The organism is Paenibacillus sp. SER-28 (genome assembly GCF_052906305.1).
This window is the reverse complement of the sequence record NZ_JBRECM010000005.1, coordinates 31,589-49,781: the sequence shown is the minus strand read 5'-3', so window position 1 is coordinate 49,781 and position 18,193 is coordinate 31,589. Positions and strand designations below refer to the sequence as shown.

The 18,193-nt window shown below is 47.1% G+C and carries 11 protein-coding genes; 8 read left to right on the top strand and 3 right to left on the bottom strand.

Features of this window, described 5'->3' with window-relative positions; genetic code table 11:
- The first annotated feature begins 62 nt into the window (after positions 1-62).
- Positions 63-290 carry an aspartyl-phosphate phosphatase Spo0E family protein gene (locus ACUYLD_RS14395; RefSeq protein ID WP_071558163.1) on the top strand — a complete coding sequence of 76 codons (228 nt, stop codon included), beginning with the start codon at positions 63-65 and terminating at the stop codon, positions 288-290.
- 236 nt (positions 291-526) lie between these two features.
- Here the strand turns inward: ACUYLD_RS14395 and ACUYLD_RS14390 are convergent, their stop codons facing one another.
- Both ACUYLD_RS14390 and ACUYLD_RS14385 read right to left on the bottom strand, forming a co-directional pair.
- Entirely contained in the window at positions 527-1,342 is an 816-nt protein-coding gene (locus ACUYLD_RS14390; RefSeq protein WP_446675354.1) for a flagellar motor protein MotB, read from the bottom strand.
- On the bottom strand, positions 1,326-2,153 hold the full coding sequence (locus ACUYLD_RS14385; RefSeq protein ID WP_028542113.1) for a flagellar motor protein: 828 nt from the start codon (positions 2,151-2,153) through the stop codon (positions 1,326-1,328). The genes ACUYLD_RS14390 and ACUYLD_RS14385 overlap by 17 nt, the downstream gene beginning before the upstream one ends.
- Positions 2,154-2,361: 208 nt before the next feature.
- On the opposite strand from ACUYLD_RS14385, the gene uvrB reads away from it, so the two are divergent.
- The 3 genes from uvrB (at position 2,362) to ACUYLD_RS14370 (ending at position 9,009) form a co-directional block, all read left to right on the top strand.
- Entirely contained in the window at positions 2,362-4,353 is a 1,992-nt protein-coding gene (gene uvrB, locus ACUYLD_RS14380) for an excinuclease ABC subunit UvrB (RefSeq protein WP_235306456.1), read from the top strand.
- A 172-nt stretch (positions 4,354-4,525) separates the two neighbouring features.
- Positions 4,526-7,387, top strand: coding sequence for an excinuclease ABC subunit UvrA (gene uvrA / locus ACUYLD_RS14375; protein ID WP_430151737.1), 2,862 nt, complete (start codon positions 4,526-4,528; stop codon positions 7,385-7,387).
- 410 nt (positions 7,388-7,797) lie between these two features.
- On the top strand, positions 7,798-9,009 hold the full coding sequence (locus ACUYLD_RS14370) for a hypothetical protein (RefSeq protein WP_446675353.1): 1,212 nt from the start codon (positions 7,798-7,800) through the stop codon (positions 9,007-9,009).
- A 319-nt stretch (positions 9,010-9,328) separates the two neighbouring features.
- Here the strand turns inward: ACUYLD_RS14370 and ACUYLD_RS14365 are convergent, their stop codons facing one another.
- Positions 9,329-10,954, bottom strand: a complete 1,626-nt coding sequence (locus ACUYLD_RS14365) for a nitrite/sulfite reductase (RefSeq protein WP_446675352.1) — start codon at positions 10,952-10,954, stop codon at positions 9,329-9,331.
- A gap of 358 nt (positions 10,955-11,312) precedes the next feature.
- Between ACUYLD_RS14365 and ACUYLD_RS14360 the strand changes: the two genes are divergently transcribed.
- The 4 genes from ACUYLD_RS14360 (at position 11,313) to ACUYLD_RS14345 (ending at position 18,088) form a co-directional block, all read left to right on the top strand.
- Positions 11,313-12,557, top strand: a complete 1,245-nt coding sequence (locus ACUYLD_RS14360) for a S1C family serine protease (RefSeq protein WP_322172732.1) — start codon at positions 11,313-11,315, stop codon at positions 12,555-12,557.
- Between the two features lie 49 nt (positions 12,558-12,606).
- Positions 12,607-14,520, top strand: coding sequence for a stalk domain-containing protein (locus ACUYLD_RS14355; protein ID WP_446675351.1), 1,914 nt, complete (start codon positions 12,607-12,609; stop codon positions 14,518-14,520).
- Positions 14,521-14,713: 193 nt separating this feature from the next.
- Positions 14,714-15,154 (top strand): GNAT family N-acetyltransferase, encoded by a 441-nt coding sequence (locus tag ACUYLD_RS14350; RefSeq protein ID WP_061829971.1) that lies wholly within the window; start codon positions 14,714-14,716, stop codon positions 15,152-15,154.
- A gap of 423 nt (positions 15,155-15,577) precedes the next feature.
- Positions 15,578-18,088 carry a U32 family peptidase gene (locus ACUYLD_RS14345; protein WP_185156289.1) on the top strand — a complete coding sequence of 837 codons (2,511 nt, stop codon included), beginning with the start codon at positions 15,578-15,580 and terminating at the stop codon, positions 18,086-18,088.
- Positions 18,089-18,193 lie beyond the last annotated feature (105 nt).

Here is an 18,193-nt window from a genome sequence, read left to right as displayed (position 1 = left end):
GTAGGGAAGGTATCAGCTTGTAAACTAATGTAAATACCACACCGAACAGGAGGTTTATTGATGTGAAATGGAAACAATTGGAGGAATGCATCGAAGAAAAGCGGAAGGAACTAAATGATTTGGCGAATGAGGTGGGATTGAAGGATCGGCGGGTGTTAGTCAAGTCCATGGAGTTGGATCGACTCCTTAATAAATACAGTGACTGGAAATATAGCTATCGCAGACAACAGAGTATACCCCAAAGTTCACAAATACAAGAGAAGCAACACGAGCTTGTCCTATCTTATTAATTATCAAGTATTATGACAAGATAAAACCTAACTTCAACAGGGCTTCTAATACATAGTGGGATATAGAATAAACAAAATAATCTCTATTGCATCTCGTACGCCGCTCTTATACACGTTGTTCGTACGGTTTATTGTTTTGCGTCTACATCAGAGCGGAAGCCATGTATTAATGATGAGTATGTATCAAAAAAACCTCCCGATTCACGTTATTGCGTGACTCAGGAGGTTTTTGGGTTTTACTGTTGAAGCTGGCGAAGCACGGTGATTTCGACACGACGGTTTTTTTGTCGTCCAGCTTCGGTGCTATTGTCACCAACCGGCCGGGTATCTGCATACCCCGCATACTGAAATCCTGAGGGTGAAAGTTGCTCTCTGTCGAGAAAGAATCGGAGTACTGATAGTGCCCGTGCGCCGGAAAGCTCCCAGTTGTCCTTATACGTCGATGAGTTCGAGGAGCGAGTGAACGGAATGTTGTCCGTATGGCCCTCAATGCTAATCGGTGTTTTCAAATCTCGAAATAGACTGGCCAACTTGGATAGCGTGTTGGCAGAGCCTTGCTTGAGTGCAGCTCTACCTTGATCGAATAAAAAGCGGTCATTCAGTGTAATGACAATACCACGCGGCTGATCTGACACGAAAATCTGGTTTTCCAGTTTGTTGTCTGTAATATATTCTTGAATGACACCCATTAGATTTTGCAGCTCTTTTTCCTGCGTGCGGAATGCTTGTTCACGTTCGGTGAGCTTGGTCGATCCAGCTTCCTTTTTATCGGCTGCTGGTTGCTTGGTCGTGGGTGGATTCTTGCTGGTGTAACGATCGGCAGTACCTGTAATACCCGAGCCTTGCTCCAAAATAGAATCTCCCTTGTGGAACGTATCCTGGAGGGATTGAACAACGACATCGTATTTTTTAGCATCCAGACTACTCATGGCATACATCACAACGAAAAATATGAGCAGCAGGGTGATCAGATCGGCATAGGTAATCATCCAGCGGTCACGATGGTCTCCGCCGCCTCCTTGACCCCCACGGTGCTTACCGCGCGCTCTCATGGAAGTCCTCCTTTGGAGAAGCGTCCTCTGTGCGTGAACGACGAGGCGGTTTGTGATCTATATTTTGCTCTGAGCGGATAAAGAACTCCAACTTTTTGCGTACAAGCTTTGGATTCTCTCCGTTTTGGATAGCCAGAATACCTTGCAGCAGCAAATCCATAGTGATAATTTCACTCTCACTGGCAGCTCTTATTTTGGATGCGATGGGCAGGAAGATCAGATTGGCGCTAGCAACGCCATATAGTGTTGCAATAAAAGCAACAGCAATGGACGGACCAAGCGCAGTAGGCTCGGTCAGGCTGCCCAGTACATGGATCAGGCCCATGACAGTACCGATAATCCCCATCGTAGGGGCATAACCGCCTGCGGATTCAAATATTTTGGCATACCCTTCATGTTTGTGTTCAATGGCATCTAACTCAAGCTCTAAAATCTGTTTGATCTGCTCCTGCTCGGTGCCGTCGATGACCAACTGAAGACCTTCACGCAAAAATGCATTCGGATGCTCTGATGAAGTACGCTCTAGCGCAAGCACACCGGATCGGCGTGAGGTGGCAGCCATGGAAACCAAATCTTCTATATATTGCTTCGTAGGATTGTCCTCACGGCTAAATGCCATCCGTAGGGCGGTGGGGATCGTCTTCAGCTTGGAAGCTGGGTAGCTGATCACAACTGCGGCGAAAGTGCCCCCAAATACAATGAGAGCCGATGTACCTTGAAGCAGCCCTGTAAATTCGCCGCCTTCCCATAAGAAGCCACCGATTAATGCTATGATTCCGGCGATGATGCCCAATACGATGGTGATATCCAAAATTTAATTCACTCCTATTCAAGACTTATCGTTTGCATCCACGGTAAGAAAGAGGTATAATACGGGAACAAACATTCTTATCCAACCATATTTCCCAAGTATCATTGCTCGGGAAATATCGACATAGAGTTACAGGTAAAGACGTTAAAGCTCGACTGGTGTAAAATCATGATGTTTCCATTTTAGACGATAAGGGTGATGCAGGGCAATGAGTGATATCGTTGTTAGCGATAAGACTTTTGAAATTCAGTCGGAATTCCAACCTCAAGGCGATCAGCCTCAGGCCATTTTTGAATTGGTAGAGGGAATTGCAGAAGGAAAGAAGCATCAAACGCTATTGGGTGCTACGGGAACAGGTAAGACGTTTACCATCGCACAGACCATTGCCAAGTTGAATCGGCCTACGCTGGTTATTGCACATAATAAGACTTTGGCTGCTCAACTGGCGAGTGAGTTTAAAGAGTTTTTTCCGAATAACTCAGTCGATTATTTTGTCAGCTACTATGATTACTATCAACCGGAAGCATACATTCCGTCTTCCGATACGTATATTGAGAAGGATTCCAGCATTAATGAGGAGATTGATAAACTTCGCCACTCAGCGACAAGCTCTCTGTTTGAGCGTCGTGACGTTATTATTGTAGCGAGTGTCTCCTGCATTTATGGTTTGGGTTCACCGAAAGAATATTCAAGCCTGCTGCTTTCGCTTAGAGTCGGCATGGAGAAACCCCGCAATCAGATTTTGTCCCGCTTGGTCGATATTCAATATCAGCGGAACGATATCAACTTCGTGCGGGGTACTTTCCGTGTACGGGGGGATGTTGTGGAGATATTCCCGGCTTCCCATGGGGAACATGCTATACGTGTAGAACTGTTCGGGGATGAAATTGAACGAATTACCGAGATTAATGTGCTTACGGGTGAATTGATCGGTGAACGTGATCATATTGCCATTTTCCCGGCATCTCACTTTGTTACTCATGAGGATACGATGAAGGTAGCATTGGTCAACATTGAACGTGAGCTTGAAGAGCGGTTAACGGAGTTGAAGGAGCAAGGGAAGCTGTTAGAGGCACAACGTTTGGAACAACGTACCCGCTATGATATCGAGATGATGAAAGAGGTTGGTTTTTGTTCCGGCGTCGAGAATTATTCAGGTCCACTGACATTCCGCGAGCGAGGTGCGACACCATATACACTGATGGATTATTTCCCGGATGATATGCTGATCGTCATTGACGAGTCCCATGTTACGTTGCCGCAGATTCGTGCCATGTATAACGGTGACCAAGCACGTAAGAATGTACTGGTAGAACATGGTTTCCGTCTACCATCCGCATTGGATAATCGCCCGTTGAAGTTTGAAGAGTTCGAGGACAAGGTAAGTCAGATCATCTATGTATCGGCTACTCCAGGACCCTATGAGATGGAGAAATGCGAAACGATGGTACAGCAGATTATTCGTCCTACCGGGCTTCTTGATCCGATTATTGAGGTGCGTCCGAGCAAGGGGCAGATTGACGATCTCATTAGTGAGATACGGCTTCGCATAGAACGTGAAGAACGGGTACTGGTGACCACACTTACGAAGAAGATGTCTGAAGATTTGACTGACTATTTAAAAGAAGTAGGCATCAAGGTTCGGTATATGCACTCCGAAATTAAGACGTTGGAGCGGATGGCTATTTTGCGGGATCTTCGTCTAGGGACCTTCGATGTATTGATCGGGATCAACCTATTGCGGGAAGGTCTCGATTTGCCGGAAGTATCGCTGGTCGCGATTTTGGATGCGGACAAAGAAGGCTTCCTGCGTTCTGAGCGCTCTCTGATTCAGACGATCGGACGGGCAGCACGGAACAGTGACGGTCGTGTTATTATGTACGGCGATAAGATTACCGATTCTATGGATAAAGCGATAAAGGAAACGGAACGTCGTCGTGCGATCCAAATTCAGTACAATGAAGAACATGGGATTACCCCGCAAACCATCCGTAAAAAGATTCGTGATGTTATTGAAGCAACCAAGGTGGCAGAGTCTAAGAATGATTACCTTCCTAATGAGACGGGTAAACTTTCCAAGAAGGAGCGTCAATCACTCATTCAGCGTCTGGAAGCAGAGATGAAAGACGCCGCCAAGAACCTACAGTTCGAGCGGGCAGCCGAGCTGCGTGACGCTTTGCTGGAGTTACGAGCTGATTAAAGATTGAGAATAAGCTAGAAGCAAAACATATGAAAATAAAATGTTTGATTGCTTTGCTTTTAAAAATAGTGAGGGCGGCCTATGTGGTCGTTCTCTTTGCGATATATCACTTCCATGGGATAATCCAATGCGATATAGCATGACGTGAACTACGGCTAAGGAGATGAAACATTTGGCGAATGAAAGCATCATCATCAAAGGCGCACGCGCGCATAATCTCAAAAATATTGACGTGACGATTCCACGGGACAAGTTCGTCGTCCTGACAGGGCTTAGCGGCTCAGGTAAATCGTCATTGGCTTTCGATACGATCTATGCGGAAGGGCAACGGCGGTATGTGGAATCTTTATCTGCGTATGCCCGTCAATTCCTCGGACAAATGGAGAAACCAGACGTTGATTCGATTGACGGGCTGTCTCCTGCCATTTCCATTGACCAGAAAACAACAAGTCGGAATCCGCGTTCTACTGTCGGAACGGTTACCGAAATCTATGACTACCTGCGGTTGCTGTTTGCTCGGGTGGGTCATCCTCATTGTCCTGAACATGGCATTGAAATTACTTCACAGACCGTTGAACAGATGGTAGACCGCATTTTGCAGTATCCTGAAAAGACAAGACTTCAGATTCTGGCTCCATTGGTATCCGGCCGCAAAGGTGAACATAAAACACTGTTCACCGATATAGCCAAGCAGGGCTTTGTACGGGTACGTGTGAATGGAGAACTACGTGAATTATCTGAGAAGATTGAGCTGGAAAAGAACAAGAAGCACTCGATTGAAGTGGTCGTAGACCGCATCGTAGTTAAAGAAGATGTGCGTGCGCGTCTGTCTGACTCTATTGAGACGGCACTGAATCTTTCAGGTGGGCAGTTGCTCGTTGACATTATGGGGCAAGAGGAGTTGCGGTTCAGCTCCAACTTTGCATGTCCTATTTGTGGATTCAGCATAGATGAACTGTCTCCAAGAATGTTTTCCTTTAATAGTCCGTTTGGCGCTTGTCCAGATTGTGATGGGTTAGGAGTTAAAATGGTAGTTGACCCTGATCTGCTCATTCCCGATCCTGAAAAAAGTGTGGAGGATGGGGCGTTTCAGGCTTGGAGTGGTGGAACTTCCACTTATTATCCTCAATTTTTACAGTCAGTATGCGAGCACTACGGTATTCCGCAGGACATTCCTGTTAGTCAATTGACGACAGAACAAATGAACCTCATTTTACATGGAACGGGAGAGCAGAAGATCCGTTTCCGCTATGAGAATGATTTTGGTCAACGTAAGGAAGCCTATGTGACCTTTGAGGGGATTATCCCCAATCTGGAGCGTCGTTATCGTGATACGGCTTCTGAAGGTATACGTGAATTTATTGAAGGGTTTATGAGTGCAAAGCCATGTAACACCTGTAAGGGACACCGACTGAAAAAAGAAAGTCTGTCGGTAACCATTCAAGAGCGTAATATAGCTTTTGTGACAGCTTTGTCTATCGGTGAAGCCTCAAACTTTTTCCATACACTGGAGCTGAGTGAGAAGGAGAAGTCGATTGCCAATCTCATTTTAAAAGAAATTAACAGCCGTCTGGGATTCCTCGTTAACGTTGGTCTGGAATACCTGACTTTAAGCCGTGCGGCAGGCACGTTGTCAGGCGGTGAAGCACAGCGTATCCGACTGGCGACACAGATCGGGTCCAGTCTGATGGGTGTGCTTTATATTTTGGACGAGCCTAGTATCGGTCTGCATCAGCGAGATAATGACCGTCTGATAAGTGCTTTGGAGCATATGCGGAACCTCGGTAATACGTTGATTGTCGTGGAGCATGACGAAGATACGATGATGGCGGCGGACTATATCATTGATATTGGGCCAGGAGCTGGAATCCATGGTGGGATGATCATGTCGCAGGGGACTCCGCAGGAAGTTATGGAAGACCCGAATTCCTTAACCGGGCAGTATTTGAGCGGACGCAAGTTCATTCCGGTCAATACCGAGCGGCGTAAGCCTGCTGATAAGTGGCTGGAGATTCGCGGAGCCAAGGAGAACAATCTCAAAAATGTGAATGTCAAAATTCCGCTGGGTGTTTTCTCAGCTGTTACTGGTGTCTCCGGCTCTGGAAAATCGACACTGGTCAACGAAATTTTGTACAAAACGTTAGCGCGTGATCTAAACCGGGCGAGAGTACGTCCAGGGCAGCATAAAGAAATTCGCGGACTAGAACATATCGAAAAGGTTGTTGAGATCGATCAATCGCCAATTGGCCGTACACCGCGTTCCAATCCTGCAACGTATACTGGTGTATTTGATGATATCCGTGATTTATTCTCGCAGACGAACGAGGCCAAAGTACGAGGCTACAAGAAAGGCCGCTTTAGCTTTAACGTTAAGGGAGGCCGTTGTGAAGCTTGTAGAGGCGACGGTATCATCAAGATTGAGATGCATTTTCTGCCGGATGTGTATGTTCCATGCGAAGTGTGCAAAGGCAAGCGTTATAATCGGGAGACCCTGGAGGTTAAATACAAAGGGAAAAGTATTGCCGATGTGCTGGAGATGACGGTTGAGGATGCAACGGAGTTTTTTGAAAATATTCCGAAGATTCATCGCAAGATCCAGACGCTGATGGATGTAGGATTGGGGTATATCAAGCTGGGTCAGCCTGCAACTACCTTGTCTGGCGGTGAAGCACAGCGCGTGAAGCTGGCCTCCGAATTGTATCGTCGTAGCACAGGCAAAACCATTTATATTTTGGACGAGCCGACAACCGGTCTGCATGTTCACGATATTGACCGATTATTGACGGTGCTGCATCGTTTGGTTGATTCAGGAGAGACGGTGCTGGTTATTGAGCATAATCTGGATGTGATTAAAACAGCCGATTATCTGATTGATTTGGGACCGGAAGGCGGAAGCGGCGGTGGAACGATCTTGGCTACCGGGACACCGGAGCAACTCGTGAAAGTCGAAGAATCCTATACAGGTCGATACTTAAAGCCGATCCTTGAACGGGATACCGAGCGTAGTCAATCGCTTCAGACAGTCGATCTATAGATACCATTTAACGTACGATTTAAAAACCCTGCACAGGCAGGAAGGCAGAATACGAACTAGTGTATTGATGCCTCCGTCTTGCAGGGTTTTATTTTTTTTGTAAAAAAAGAAAACTTTTATCAAATTCCTGCGTTAAAGCATGTGACACATAGTTTACCAAGCGCTGGAATAATAAATCTATACGTATATTCATCGACAGAAAGTCTCTGAGTAGTCTCTAAATTTTGGAGTTTTGGATGTTTAGGCTCGGGCTTGAAGAGGTAAATATATAATTTATGATTACTTAGCATCATACGGAGTTCCTTGCCCGCGTGACAACCATTACAAGTTGAAGCGAAACCGTCTGTAGTTTTATCACATCTAAGGTTCATACAACATCATTGAGGAAGTCATGAAGGGAGCTGGAACGCTTGAAGATTAAGCAAAGTAGAGTTTTACGTACACGTGTATATTCATGGGCAGCAGGAGCTGCTTTGGCGGCATGTTTGATGGGTTATAGTGCTGCACCGTCCTATGCCTCCGAGGTGTCTGAAGCGTTTGCGCCCAAACAAGCCGAAATCGAAACAAGTGCAGCAATTGGCAGTATTAAGGATTTAGAAAACGCTCATGATTACATTCAACCCGCAGCGAATGGTGGGTTTTTAATGCTGAACGTCGAGGACGATACAGAAGCAAGTGTAGTACACGTCACATATGGCAAGCTGGACAGTTCTGTGGAGGCTGTATGGAAACATCAGCAGGACCTGAACGTACAACCCGGAACAAGCAGCAGGGGAGTCCAGCGGGAGACGTCGGATGGGGGCTTGCTGTTTCTGGTTGATTATACAAAACCGAACGGAATACGAGATTTGCAGGCTTCCCGATTGGACGAGGATGGAAACACCTTGTGGTCCAAAACATTACCCACAGATGGCTTGATATCTCATGGGCAGGATTCTCAGGTTGGTTTGGAGACATTGGAGGATGGCAGTTTCCTGGTCTCCTATCTAAACCTTGCGGAGCAGTCCTTCACTGTACTCAAATACACTGAAACTGGCGATCTACAATGGAATCGAACGACGGCCGGAGTGACCTCGGGTTGGCTGGTCGGCAGTCACAATGGATATTATGCGCTTTTGAACAGCTCAAATGGTCCTGTTGGGGTACAAGCAGATGTATATGGTCGCGATATTCGTGACATCCATCTGGACTTAGGATCAGGTAAAGAAATTGCCGCAGTACGTGAGTTGCCGAGCGGTCATATTGCTGTAACAGGGCTTAAAGGAAACAGCAAGCGTACACAGGTGCTTAGTAATGGTCTACAATTATTTAGTAATACAGAGGACTATGCGGCTGACCGGGTGTATCTGCCTGAGGAGCAGTTGTATGTCCAGTTCAGTGATCAATATGATCCACTGGGTAAAACCACGAAGATGCATGGCATCACCATTACAGGCCTGAAAGGAAACGGTACGAAGGTGTGGGAAACGAGGACTCATTATAAGGAGGATAGTTCCTTCGGCATCCGATACGATACGGGATTGATATACAAGATACCTTCAGGCTACGTGGTGGTGACATCTACAACAGGAGCTCATAAGCCAACAGTACTGGATTTTGCGAAAATATTGATACCGGAGTAATCCGGTGTCTTTTTTTGTGGAATTGAGGGAAACGATATTGCGAGGTTGTATGACGATCAGAAACAGCCTGCTTGTATATGTAATACAAGCAGGCTGTTCAGGCTGTCGAGAAACCCCCTGTTTTTTTGCAGGGGGATTAAAACTTTCTTAGTGGTCTAAAAACTAGGGTCCTCAGATCGTTTTAAATCGATTTTTGTTTTAAAAGATGCGTCTCCCCCATATAAAAATAGAAGTGTCGAAAAGTCCTCTGGACTTTCTCGACACTCTGAACAGCCTGCTTGTATATGTAATACAAGCAGGCTGTTAATAGACTCTATATTTAGGATGCAACGTGGCTGGATTGTAAAATGGCAGACAGCTTTTCCTGGAAAGTCGGAATACCTACACGCTGTACATATGCGTAAAAGCTTTCGCCAGCGCTCCTGTTTTCTTGGTAGAACAGAATGAGCTCTGCCAGTACAGGTCCAACCTGATCCCCGCGTACGCGACCTTTGAGCGCCTTGTTAAACTGGGCGCCTGCTCCAAGCGCTCCGCCGACAGCGATGTCGAACGCGTCGACCAAGCCCTCCGGTGTCTTAATAAGCGAGCCTTGCAGACCAATGTCCGCAATATGCTTTTGACCGCAGGAATTCGGGCAACCGATAAAATGAATGCGCACCTTTTCATCCAATTGTACGTGCTGATCCAAATACTCGGCAACGTCAACCGCCCGTTTTTTGGTTTCCACAATCGCCAGATTGCAAAACTCATTTCCTGTGCACGATACCGTACGACTCATAAAATGCTTGGGCTGTGGTGTCAGGCGTTGCAGCACGGGGGCTTCCAGTAGTTCATCCACTTGCTCATCCGGCACGCCGCTCAGTAAAATATTTTGTGACATCGTGGTACGAATCTGACCATCGCCATAGCGGTCAGCCAGGTCGGCCAGTTCGTGCAACTCATCAGCACTAAGGCGACCGACAGGCACGTTCAGACCGACATAGTTCAGACCTTTTTGAGCTTGAGGATGCACACCGTCAAAATAGGCGGCTTGCCAGCCAATCGTTTTGTCCTCGCCTCGTCCGGGCATTTCACCGATGTACTCGGTGAGCTTAGCCAGAAATTTGTCTGGGCCCCAATCGGCAACGAGGAATTTCAAGCGGGCATGGTGCCGCTTTTCCCGATAGCCGTAATCACGGAAAATGGTGGTGACAGCAATAGCAACCTTCAGTACTTCCTCAGGACGAACAAACAAATCCAGAGACTGTGCCATATGCGGCTTGGCGGACAAACCTCCACCAACCATCACATGGAAGCCGATCACTTCTTTTCCATCGAGGATCTTGGTGGCCGGAGTGAAGGACAGGTCGTTAATTTCAGCCTGTGCATTGTTGTACGTATTACCGGAGATAGACATTTTGTACTTGCGCGGCAGATTGGAGAAGTCTCGATTTAATAAGAAAAAGCGGTTTACTTCATCTACAATCTCCTGGGTATCCACCAATTCATTGGGATCGATGCCAGCCAGCGGATTACCGACAATGGTACGCGGGCAGTCTCCACAGGCTTCAAAGGAATACAAATTGACTTTTTCCAGTCTTTCGAAAATATCGGGCAAGCTTTCGACCGTCAGCCAGTGAAATTGAATCGCCTGGCGAGTGGTGACATCCACAAGACCGCGTCCATATAGCGCGGATATGTCCGCCAATGCATGTGCCTGTGCTGAAGTCATGATCCCTGTGTTGATGCGGACCCGCATCATGAAATGACCATCCTTGGGCTTTTGCTGATATACCCCAGCCCATTTGAAACGGTCCATATCGTCCGCAGAGATCGAATCATAGCCTTCGTTGGCATAGTTTTCGATAATGGTACGGATAACGTCGAGACCGTCCTTTTCCAGCTTGACTAACTCGAATTTGTTAAGCTTATCGGGATGAGCGTTCCAGATTGGTTCGTAGACCATTCTTTTAACCTCCTGTGGGTGCTTATTTATACTTTAGTGTTTTGTTAGAGGACTCATGATTTTATTCTTTATTTCCGACAATAAAACTAAGATATAATGTGATGGTATCATAGTTGGTTATGCCCGTAAACGAAGGAATGACCTAAACGGTATAACGATTATTTATCGTTTTTGCTTATTTTTTTGATATAAGGATTTGGAAAATTTATAATATAAATAGCATGAGAGGACAGGGATGTAGCAAACGGCGCCTTTTAGAAAAAGATAGGGCTTAAAGCGATTGTATACGTGTCCCCTCTATGGTAGATTTGGACTAACTGATAGAACAGGGTCATGTAAGAGAGGAAATGGTGATTATATGCGTAAGATGGGGAAAAGGGCAGTTGTTCTGGCTTTGGGCAGCGCTCTATGTGTTTCTGGAACGGCAGGTGCAGCCAGCAGTGGAACTGCGTTAAAGGCCAAAGTCATTAATGGTGGGGTCTATGTTAACGTAAGCGATATGAATAAAGCATTAGGAACCAGCGGCGCATATAACAGCGCAAATGGTACATATACGTTATCGGTCGATCGTGTGCCGCAGGTGGTTAAAAATGTATCTCCTTCTGTGGTCGGTATCATAGGCCGTTCAGCCACGGGAGAGACCGTAGCAGGAGGAGATCGATACAACCTGGCTCACGGCACGGGTGTTATCATTCGTACCGATGGATGGATTGTGACGAATGCACATGTTATCGAAGGATTAGGTGATGCCGTGGTCGTAACCTCGGACGGAAAATCTTACGGAATCACCGACAGCTACAGCGATCCGATCAGTGATTTGGCATTAGTCAAAATCAAGGCAAGCGGCCTCAAACCCGCCACCTTGGCAGCATCAACGAACAGTCTACAGGTAGGTGAGCAGGTAGTGGCTATTGGTACGCCTATATCTTTTTCACTTCGCAATTCGGCAACCTCAGGTGTTGTTAGCGGGCTGAACCGTGGTGTCAACGCTGCTTATCGTTTGATCCAAAGTGATACCGCGATCAATCCTGGTAACAGCGGCGGTCCGCTGGTCAATCTCAAGGGTGAGGTCATTGGGATCAATACGATGAAATTCTCGGCGGTCGGCATTGAAAATATGGGCTTTTCGATTCCGTCGGATACGGTGAAATATGTCATCGGCCAATTTTTCAAATACGGAGAGGTTCGGCGCGCCAGTCTTGGTCTGAGTCTGGAAGAGAGCTGGTCAGCTATCGTTGGATTACCTACCGAGGACCCTCTGAAAGTTACGAAAATTACCTCAGCCAATGCCATTCAGGCCAAAATCAAGGAAGGCGATGAGCTGTATAGCATTAACGGTAAGCGTGTGGCTTCGGCCATTGATGTCAATGAGCTGCTTAAAAACTATCAACCAGGTCAAACGGTGAGTGTACTAATGCAGTCGGACGGTGATATTGTGAAGCGCAAGCTAGTACTGACACAAGATAATGGTGAAATCTATGAGTCCATTCAGTCTGGAGAAGATGGTGAAGATTCGAACGGTTCGGAGGCCGCTGAAGATGGCGGCGTAGCGCTTCCTAAGGAAACATCGGAGCCAGCTCAAGGGGCAACTACTGGAAAGTGAACAATAACGGCTCTTGAATCTATAAAATAAAGCTAAAGGGAGATTTACTGTGAAGCATATTCAAAGAAAAATGATGCGTAAGCTGGGGGTCGGCGCTGTCGCATTGTCCCTTCTGCTTTCCGCTTTGCCAGCAGTTGCAGCAGATCAAGATAAAACCATGCTGGAATTACGGTTGCAAAGCGGCAGCAATACAGCCATCGTGAACGGCCATAATGCCAATATTACGAAGCCATATTCAAAAAGTGGTGCACTGATGGTTCCAGCTGGTATTTTTAAAAAGGCATTTAACAGCAAAATTCGATTGGCTGAAGATAATGTGGTTAAAATCACTAGCGGAACTCATGTTGTATCACTGACCATTGGTAGCCGTACTGCTTGGGTGAGAGGTCACAAGGTGACACTTCCAGCTCCACCGGAAATGTCATCAGGTATTCTCATGGTGCCTCTGCGTCAAGTAGCAGAAGGGCTTGGCGGTAAGTTGGAGAAGAACGGCGCCGGAATCATTATCCGGATGGAAGCACAAGAAGAGGCGGGCACGATAGCTGAAGAGACACCGAATATTGATAATGATGAGGGCAAGACGCAGATCGGGAACAGTTACTATGGCTGGTCTATGAACTATCCAACAGGTCTCGTCATCGGTCAGGGAGGTGGAGATGAGAGTATCTCCACTTTTATGGATGAGAACAGTGCCTACTATATGGAGGTGCACACAGCGTCACAGCCGGTTCCACTGAATGCGGACGATCTGTTGCAACAATTAGTGCAGGCAGCCAAGGAAACGGGAGAAACTGTGATCGATCGAAAATCCTTCCCGAAAGCGAAGGTACCTTATGCTCGTGTCATTACGAAGGATGGGGACGGCGTATTGTGGGAAAATCGTCAGTACTATGACAACGGACGATTGTATGTAGTTTATTTTTCCGATGCTAAAGCAACGAATTATAAAGATCTGGCCCAGTATGCGGGACTGTTAAATTCCTTCAAAACCTCCTTTAATGCGCAGGATAAAAGTATTAAAGACTTGTCCACTGTCGTAGGAGGCACACGCGAGGCCGGGAATCCAGACTACGGCGTGTCACTCAGCATACCCGCAGGCTGGAAAATGGACGATCAACGGATGCAATATGAAAGTAATGATGGATCGAGCTTCCGCATGAAAATAACCTCGGCTCCAGCGGATGGAAAGTTGGAGAACTGGGGCCAGCAACTGCAAAAATGGCTGAGCGATTCATTTGTGTCTACGGCTTATGAGGCACAGAAGACGTATCCGCTGGAGGTTGCAGGCGTTCAAGGATTAGTACAGGAGTACCGCTATAATTTTGGCGATGGATGGGTCAAAGAGTACAATGTGCTGATTCAGCAAAATGGATACCGCTATTTGGCTGAATACGCAGTGCCTGAAAAAGTAAGCAAAGGAAATGATCAGTTCAACGCGCTCATCTCCTCGCTTCAAATAGATTTTCAAACCGTAGCAAGTAACTTTGGACAGTTGGAAGAAGACGACTATTTGACGGACAAAACGAAAACGGTCAAAAAGACGTCAAAAGCCTATGAATATACGGTGAATATCCCACGATATTGGACCGCGATTAGCGATCAATTTGAATTGGGCGATGTAGAGTACCAGTTTACTGGAGGACGTTTTTCCATCAAAATCGACAACGATCAATCATTTGAACTAACGGTATCCCAGCTTAAGGATTTCTATGATAAGCAAGCAAAGAACTACAAAAACCTCAAAGTTGAGGAAGTTAAGGACGTAACGTTTGCTGGTGTTCCGGCAGTGTCCTTTACATTCCATCGTATAGAGGAAGGCATTGGCTACACAGGCCACCAATTGGTTTTGGAACGTGACGGAAAAACGTATACTGTGACAACAACATTAAATGATGCGAACAACACGGCTGTACAGTCTAACGCACTGGATTCGACGTTAAATTCGTTTAATTTTGTGAAGTAGAAGGTGTAGGTAAAAGATTAGCGAGGTTGTGGGGGAAGCGCTACGCGTGCCATTTGAGCCTACGATCGCTGACGCTTTTTCGGATTCAAATGGCCCGCTTCACTGGCGCCCGCCAAATACCACCAATCTTATAATGAGTGAAGTAAGTACTAGGGAAGTCTATACGGATTTCCCCGTATAGGAGGAATCCAAAATGATTACGCTAAAAGCAGTCGACAAACATAATTGGGAAGCATGTGCCGAACTTGAACCGACACCTGAGCAAAAAAGATTTATGGTATCCAACCTTTTTTCGATTGCGGAATGTCAGTTTTTAGATGGATTTTTATCTAAAGCAATTTATAATGATGACGAATTAATTGGTTTTACAATGTATGGTTTAGACCCGGATGACGGAAATTACTGGGTTTACCGATTTATGATTGACGAAAGATTTCAAGGTCAAGGTTATGGCTACAATGCGATGTTGCTGGTTATCGACGAAATAAGGAAAGCCAGTGATAGGACGGATGTTATCATGATTGGGTATAAACCAGACAATGAACTAGCTAGAAAGCTATATAGTAAAACAGGCTTCAGGGAGAAGGGAATATCACCCTGGGGAGAAATGCTTGCGAAGTATAGGTTTGCCTAGTTAATGATAGGATGACTCACCTCCAAAGCACCGCTTGACGGGATTGGAGGTGTTTTTAGTATTATTTTTTAAAGGAATCGCTTGGAAAGTGTAGAAGCTTAGGTCGCAGTCTGGTACACTAGATTAGTTACAAGATAAGAATGATTCTGCCGCAGATGTTTGTGATGCGGATTTTTTGAGTTGGATGTAATTCACGCGAGGAACCGATGGTTCAGTGTGTGGATGATCGGACAAGATGATAGAGACGGATAGGATTTAAAATATGATTCTTAGTAGGCTTCCATTCCCCTGACTAAACATGATCAGCTTTGGAATGAGTCTATGGAACATCCATGAGATTACCAAGTAAGCAGCATAGCTGCCCTGAAAACAACGATTATTCCTCGGGGGATCATTCGTTTTCAGCATATGGGGAGGGCAATAATGAAATCAGCAGTACGAAGAGAAGATGTTGAGCTTCTGGCACCAGCCGGTGACTGGGATTGTATGCGTGCGGCGGTGGCAAACGGGGCTGATGCGATCTTTTTCGGGGTGGAAAAGTTCAATGCACGAGCACGAGCGAATAATTTTCGCATGGAGGAACTGCCTGAAATTATGGCGTTTTTGCATAGCTATGGGGTTAAAGGTTTTTTAACATTCAATATATTGGTATTTGAAAACGAGTTGGAGGACGCTAAGGAGCTGGTCGATGCCTGTATTGATGCCGGAGTCGATGCCTTAATTGTCCAGGATATGGGCCTGGTGAAAATGATCCGCGACATTTCACCGGATTTTCCAATTCATGGTTCTACCCAAATGACGATTACCTCGCCGGAAGCGGTAGAGTTTACAAAACCGTACAATATGGAACGGGTCGTGCTTGGACGCGAAAACAACCTGAAACAGATCCAAAAAATAGGCGATCAGGCGAGACTTCCAATGGAGGTATTCGTACATGGAGCGTTATGCGTATCTTATTCTGGCCAATGCCTGACTTCAGAAATGTGGGGCGGCCGCTCTGCTAACCGTGGTGAGTGTGCACAGGCATGCCGTTTGCCTTACGATCTGATGGTGGATGGAGAGCAGAAACCAATGGCAGATGTGACGTATCTGCTGTCACCTAAGGATCTAGCAGCGATCGACTTGATGCCTGAACTGATCGACGCGGGTGTTGTTTCTTTTAAAATTGAAGGGCGACTGAAAACACCTGAATATGTGGCAAATGTGGTCAGCAAGTACCGCAAGGCCATTGATAAGTATTTTGATGGCGATACGTCCAAGACCAGCAAAGAAGATATCCGCGAGCTGCAGCAGAGCTTTTCACGCGGCTTTACGCACGGTTTTCTCGAAGGGACCAATAACAAGAAGCTGGTTGACGGTACATTCCCGAAAAGCCGGGGGGTGTATCTGGGCCGAGTGGAACAAATCCTTCGTGATGGCGTAGTGTGCCGTATTGATGCACCACTCAAGCGTGGCGATGGTATTGTATTCGATGCGGGAGATCCCACGCAAAAAGAAGAAGGCGGACGCGTATACGATATCCGCCGCAAGGGCGTGAAGATTGAAGGCGAAGCCGGAGAAGGCTGGATCATCGACATCGTAGCGGGACGCAACGATGTGGATCTGCGCCGTGTGCACGTGGGCGACCGCATTTGGAAGACCAACGACCCAGCGCTGGACAAACGTCTGCGCCAGTCGTACGACACCGACAAGCCGTACCGGGTCTTCCCGGTACATGTGCGGGTCAGCGGCTCTCCAGGGCAACCGCTGTCGACATGGTGGACCGACGTGCAGAAAGGCACAACGGTCCGCGTGGACTCCGAGCTGGAGCTCGAAATTGCCCAGAAGCGTCCGATGACGCATGAACTGCTCGAAGAGCAGTTCGGCCGACTGGGCGGAACGGTGTTCCAGCTGGAAGAACTGGACGTCCATCTGCATGGGGACGTCATCGTGCCGATGCGCGAGCTGAACGGTATCCGCCGTCAGGCGGTGGAACTGCTCGCGGGCGAGCGCCCCAAACCGCCCGTGTACACGAAGCGGACGGTCGAGGTGTATGACGATGCATCGACTCCGGCATCGTCTGTGGCACGCGGTCAGGCAGAGCTGACCGCGTTGTGCCGCAGCCTCCCTCAGGTGGAGGCTGCGCTCGAGGCCGGCGTGGAATTCATCTACGCCGACTTCGAGTTCATCAAGCAATTCCCGGCAGCCGTAGAGGCTGTGCACGCTGCAGGCCGTCGAATTGCGCTGGCGACCCCGCGTATTCACATGCCGGGTGAAAATGGCTACCACAACAACATCCTGCGCTTGAAGCCGGATGCTGTGTTGGTACGCAATCCAGGGGCACTGTATTTCTACTTGCGACATCGGTTGGAGAACCCGGACGCACATCACCCGCAATTGATTGGTGACTTCTCGCTGAACATAGCCAACCATAAAGCGGCTGATCTGTTCCTGGATTCTGGCTGCGATCTGGTTACGCCTTCGTACGATCTGAACATTCAGCAAATGGTCGATATGCTCAGACGTACACGTACCGATAAGCTGGAGATCGTGATCCAGCAGCATATGCCAATGTTCCATACTGAACATTGCGTATACTGTACCTTTATGAGTGAAGGCACCGACTACACTAACTGTGGACGTCCATGTGAGGACCATCGCGCATCCCTGCGTGATCGAATTGGTATGTCTCATCCGGTCCGTGTGGACGAAGGCTGCCGCAACACGGTGTACAACGCGATTGAGCAATCCGGCGCGGAATACCTATCCAACTTCCTGGAGCTGGGCGTGTCCCGTTACCGCGTGGAATTTTTGGAGGAGACACCGGAGCAAGTGCATGAGGTTATTGATCTCTATAACCGTGCCCTGCGCGGAGAAATCAGTGGAACACAAGTATGGAAGACGCTGAAAGCGACGAATCAGTTGGGTGTTACACGTGGGCAGCTGGTGAAGTAAAAGGATGCTATAGGTTATTACAGTTATTTATTTTGATATTTGAACGTAGAAAAAGAAAAAATAGGGTATGTGCTTTGAGAGCACATACCCTATTTTTATCAATAA